The sequence below is a fragment of the Variovorax sp. 01T439_2 genome (genome assembly GCF_056398445.1).
This window is the reverse complement of the sequence record NZ_JBFTPJ010001158.1, coordinates 1-1,587: the sequence shown is the minus strand read 5'-3', so window position 1 is coordinate 1,587 and position 1,587 is coordinate 1. Positions and strand designations below refer to the sequence as shown.

Below are 1,587 nucleotides of genomic sequence, written 5' to 3'. Positions count from 1 at the left end.
GTCTTCCTGCAGCGCCGAGGCGCCGCCGACATCGAACAGGCGCGTCGCGGCGTTCAGCACGGTGTCGACGATGCCGACCTGCGCCTTGGCGGTGCGCAGCTCCACGTCGACGAGCAGGCTTTCGGGAACGGGCTCGCCGCGCTGGTGCATGCGGTCGATGTCGCCCAGCCCGCGGGCCACTGCAGCCACCGTTGCGGCGGCCGTGAAGGCCGCGCTGGAAAGCTGCCCCACCACCTGCTGGACCAACGGATCTTCCCGCGGCGTGGTGCCGCTGCCGTGGCTGTATACGCGCTTGCGCGGCTGCACGAAGGCGACCGCGTCGCGCTCGATCGCGCGCGCGATGCCGGCCAGCGTGGCCAGGTGGGTGAGCTGGAAATGGGCCGTGAGCGGCGTCGGCCGGTCGCGGTCGTAGGTCAGCACATTGCCGGCCTCGACAGCGACACGGCGAAAGCGCGTGGTACCCGACCCGGTCAGGCGTTGGCCGAAGCCGCGCCAGTCGTCGATGCGTTCCACGCCGCTCGCTTCCGCGGGCACAAGCACCAGCACCCGGCCTTGCTTGCTCGGATCGTCCGCGCGCTGGGCGGTCACGGGAATCCAGTCGGCATAGAGCGTGCCTGTGCTGTAGTACTTGTCGCCATCGAGCAGCCAGCCCTTGCCGTCGCGCGTGAGCGTGGTTTGCAGCGTGCCCAGCTCGGCCTCGCCCAACTCGGTGGTGGCATTGCCGAAGATCGCGCCGTCGGCCGCGCGCCGCAGCCAGGGTGCATGCAGCTCGGGATCGATCTCGGCATAGAGCCGTTCGATGAAGCCGAAGTGCGCGCGCAGGATCTGCGGCAGGTTCGAATCGGCGGCGCCAAGCTCGATGAGCAGGTCGAACAACTGCTCGACCGAAGCGCCAAGGCCACCGTGGACCCGCGGCACGCGCAGCGCGCCGAAGTTCGCTTCGCGCAGCCAGGTGACGGCGTCGTAGGCCAGTGCGCGCTCGTTCTCGCGTTGGGCGGCATGTTCGGCGATGCGGGCGAAGACGGGGCGGAAGCGCTCGGCGAGCTGTTCGTAGGCAGGGGGTGGTGGGGGCATGAACGATGAGGTACCAGGAAAGGTGGAGAAGGCGGTCACGCGATGGCGGCCGGATGCGCCTCGCGCGCCGAATGCGCCGGATGCGCCGGATGCGCGGGTCGCCGCAGCCCGAGGTGCTCGCGCAGCGTGCGGCCTTCGTACTCGGTGCGGAACAGGCCGCGCCGCCGCAGCTCGGGCAGCACCAGTTCGATGAAATCGTCCAGGCCGCCCGGGAACCACGGCGCCATGATGTTGAAGCCGTCCGCGCCGCGTTCCTCGAACCACTGCTGCAGCTGGTCGGCAACGCGGGCGGGCGTACCCACCACCTGCTGGTGGCCGCGCGCGCCGGCAATGCGCAGGTAGAGATCGCGGATGCTGAGGTTTTCGCGCCGCGCCAGGTCCAGCAGCAGCCGCTGGCGGCTCTTGGGGCCGTTGGTTTCCGGCAGTTCGGGCAGCGGGCCGTCGACCGGCAGCCTGGAGAAATCGAAGCCTCCGATCACGTTCGACAGCAGCGACACGCCGACCACCGGGTGC

Annotated in this window: 1 protein-coding gene and 1 pseudogene; both read right to left on the bottom strand. The window is 70.2% G+C overall.

Annotation, left to right across the window (positions count from 1 at the left end; genetic code table 11):
- On the bottom strand, window positions 1-1,074 hold a 1,074-nt coding region (locus AC1DOC_RS33035), incomplete at its 3' end, for an acyl-CoA dehydrogenase family protein (protein ID WP_478131491.1).
- A 35-nt stretch (window positions 1,075-1,109) separates the two neighbouring features.
- A pseudogene (locus tag AC1DOC_RS33030) lies at window positions 1,110-1,587 on the bottom strand (nitrilotriacetate monooxygenase); the annotation flags it as partial.